Annotated in this window: 3 protein-coding genes and 1 pseudogene; 1 reads left to right on the top strand and 3 read right to left on the bottom strand. The window is 66.0% G+C overall.

The features are described 5' to 3' along the window. From ftsZ to ACH107_RS31600, 3 genes are all read right to left on the bottom strand, one after another. Positions 1–1089 (bottom strand): cell division protein FtsZ (ftsZ, locus tag ACH107_RS31610; RefSeq protein ID WP_412509601.1); only part of this gene is annotated, 1089 nt, incomplete at its 3' end. A gap of 178 nt (positions 1090–1267) precedes the next feature. Further along, positions 1268–2602, bottom strand: a complete 1335-nt coding sequence (gene ftsA, locus ACH107_RS31605) for a cell division protein FtsA (RefSeq protein ID WP_412509600.1) — start codon at positions 2600–2602, stop codon at positions 1268–1270. Continuing rightward, positions 2599–2910 carry a cell division protein FtsQ/DivIB gene (locus tag ACH107_RS31600; protein WP_412509599.1) on the bottom strand — a complete coding sequence of 104 codons (312 nt, stop codon included), beginning with the start codon at positions 2908–2910 and terminating at the stop codon, positions 2599–2601. The genes ftsA and ACH107_RS31600 overlap by 4 nt, the downstream gene beginning before the upstream one ends. On the opposite strand from ACH107_RS31600, the pseudogene ACH107_RS31595 reads away from it, so the two are divergent. Then, a pseudogene (locus ACH107_RS31595) lies at positions 2894–3001 on the top strand (DNA-binding response regulator); the annotation flags it as partial. The gene ACH107_RS31600 and the pseudogene ACH107_RS31595 overlap by 17 nt on opposite strands.

Here is a 3001-nt window from a genome sequence, read left to right as displayed (position 1 = left end):
GGCGGCCGTGGGCTGCGGTTCGGGCTCGGGCTCGGGCTGCGGCGCGGGGGCCTCGGCTTCGACCTGCTGGGTCAGCGGCGCGGCCATGGACCGGCGCGGCAGCGGCACATCGCTGGTTTTCTCGGCGGCGTCGATGCCCGTGGCCACGACCGAGACGCGCATCTGCCCCTCCATCGCGGTATCGAGGGTAGAGCCGACGATGATGTTGGCGTCGGGGTCGACCTTTTCGCGGATCTTGTTCGCCGCCTCGTCCAGTTCGAACAGTGTCAGGTCATAGCCGCCGGTGATGTTGATCAGAACGCCTTTGGCGCCTTCCAGGCTGATCTCGTCGAGCAGCGGGTTGGCGATGGCCTTCTCGGCGGCCTGCACGGCCCGCTCGGCGCCTTCGGCCTCACCGGTGCCCATCATGGCCTTGCCCATCTCGTCCATCACCGCGCGCACGTCGGCGAAGTCCAGGTTGATCAGGCCGGGCCGCACCATCAGGTCGGTCACGCCCTTGACGCCCTGGTAGAGCACGTCGTCGGCCAGCGCGAAGGCCTCGGTGAAGGTCGTGTTCTCGTTGGCCAGCCGGAAGAGGTTCTGGTTGGGAATGATGATGAGCGTGTCCACGACCTTCTGCAGGGCCTCGACGCCCTCTTCGGCCTGGCGCATCCGCTTGCCACCCTCGAACTGGAAGGGCTTGGTCACGACACCCACGGTCAGCACACCCAGCTCGCGCGCGGCCTGGGCAATGATCGGGGCCGAGCCGGTGCCGGTGCCCCCGCCCATGCCGGCGGTGATGAAGCACATGTGCGCGCCTGCCAAGTGGTCGACGATCTGCTCGATGCTTTCCTCGGCGGCTGCGGCGCCGACGGTGGCGCGGGCGCCAGCGCCCAGCCCCTCGGTCACCTTGACGCCCATCTGCACTTTCTGCTCGGCGCGGGATTGCTGGAGCGCCTGGGCATCGGTGTTCGCCACGACGAATTCGACGCCCTGAAGCTCTTGTTCGATCATGTTGTTGACGGCATTGCCGCCGGCCCCGCCAACGCCGAAAACGCTGATGCGTGGCTTGAGCTCGTCTTGTCCGGGCATGGAGAGGTTCAAGGTCATGGTATCTGTCCGCCTGTTTTACTGCGCCCGTCCCACCGGGCATTTTTCGCCTTATTATTCGCAATTCTAGCCGGATCGCGCCCGATGGTCACGAGAAAACTGGAAAAATGCCGCAAAATATGGGCCAATTCGGCCCTCCAAACCGCCGTATCTCGGCATTTGGGCAAAATCTTGCGTATCACCAGTTCTCCTTGAACCATCGCACGGCCCGTCGCAGCGATCGGGCCGGGTATTTCTCGGCCGGTATGTCGAAATCCCACCATTCGTCCTGCGGATGCGCAGCAAAAAGCGACAGCCCGACCGAGGCCGAGAAGGCCGAACCCGTGGCGGCCTGTGGCAGCCCCTGCACGCGCAGCGGCCGGCCCAGGCGCACCTGGTGGCCCAGGATGCGGCTGGCCAACCCATCCAGGCCGGGAATCTGGCTCGCCCCGCCCGTCAGCACGATCTGCTGGCTGGGCAGATGTTCGAAGCCGGCCGCGTCCAGCCGCATCCGCACCTCTTCGAGGATCTCCTCGACACGGGGGCGGATGATGCCGATCAGCTCGGCCCGGCTGACGCTGCGGCGGTCACGTTCCCAGTCGCCGGTCTCGCCGCCCACCTCGATCATCTCGCGGTCGTCCATGCCGGTGGCGATGACGCCGCCGTAGAAGGTCTTGATCCGCTCGGCCATGGCCAGCGGCACCTGCAACCCCATGGAAATGTCGCTGGTGACGTGATCGCCACCCATGCGCACCGTGTCGGCAAAGATCATGTGCTTGTGCATGAAGATCGACAGGCTGGTGGTGCCGCCGCCCATGTCGATGCAGGCCGCGCCCAGTTGCTGTTCGTCCTCGACCAGCGCCGAGATGCCGCTGGCATAGGCGGAAGAGGCGAGCCCGGCCAGGTCCAGGTCGCAGCGGTTGATGCAGTGCAGCAGGTTGCGGATCGTCGCCGCCTCGACCGTGAGCATGTGCATGTCGCAGGTCAGCGCGTTGCCGATCTGCCCGCGCGGGTCGGCCATGCCGTTGCGGTGATCCAGCGCGAAATTGATCGGCTGGGCGTGCAGCACCTCGCGGCCCTCGCCATAATCCGGCACCTCGCAGGCCGAAAGCACCCGGCCGATGTCCGCCTCGGTGACCACGGTGCCCTCGACAGCGGCCTGCCCGTCCAGCCCGTAAGAGCGCGGCCGCCCGCCGCCAAGGCAGGCGATGACATGGTCGACGCGCACGTTCGCCATCTTCTGGGCCGCCTGAACGGCGGTGCGGATGGCGCGTTCGGTCTCGGCCATGGCCTCGACCTCGCCGAAGCGCACACCGCGCGAGCGGGTCGTCGCCGCGCCGATGACGCGAAAGGCCGACTGCCCCGCCATGGAACCGACACCGTCGCTGTCCAGGAACCGGTCCGGCCCGTCAAAGCGCAGGATCAGGCAGGCGATCTTGGAGGTGCCCACGTCGAGAATGGCGATCACGCCGCGCTGCATGGCGGCCTGACGCATGTTCCGCATTGCACGTTGGCTCTCATAAAGGTCTTTCATTCGTCACCTGCCTCTGGCTCTTCTCCGTTCACGCGACGCAATTCCGCGACGGCTTGTTCATTGAGTCTGATGGTTGGCCGGGCCGTGTTGCGCATGTCGATGACCGACACGTCACGGGCCAGCAGATCCTGGGCCTGGTCCAGGGCGATCACGCGCTCGAAGGCACGGATCGGGGTTTGCGTGGGCAGCAGGATGCGCTGGCCACGGTCGAGCACGACATCCCAGCGCCGTTCGCCCATGCGGACCACGGCGCGCATCCGTTGCCGGATCGGGCCGGCAACATCGAATATACTTCTGTCCCTGCGCAAGGGAACGACACTGACCAAGGAGATGTTTCTCAACCACCTTTACGGCGGCATGGACGAACCCGAACTCAAGATCATCGACGTGTTCATCTGC

The sequence above is a fragment of the Roseovarius halophilus (ex Wu et al. 2025) genome, from assembly GCF_047086965.1.
The sequence above is the reverse complement of the archived record's forward strand: the minus strand, read 5'-3'. Positions and strand labels throughout refer to the sequence as shown.

What these genes read in the sequence shown, in the direction of transcription:
- ftsA (WP_412509600.1), bottom strand. Translation starts at nt 2,602, where the DNA reads ATGAAAGACCTTTATGAGAGCCAACGTGCAATGCGGAACATGCGTCAG.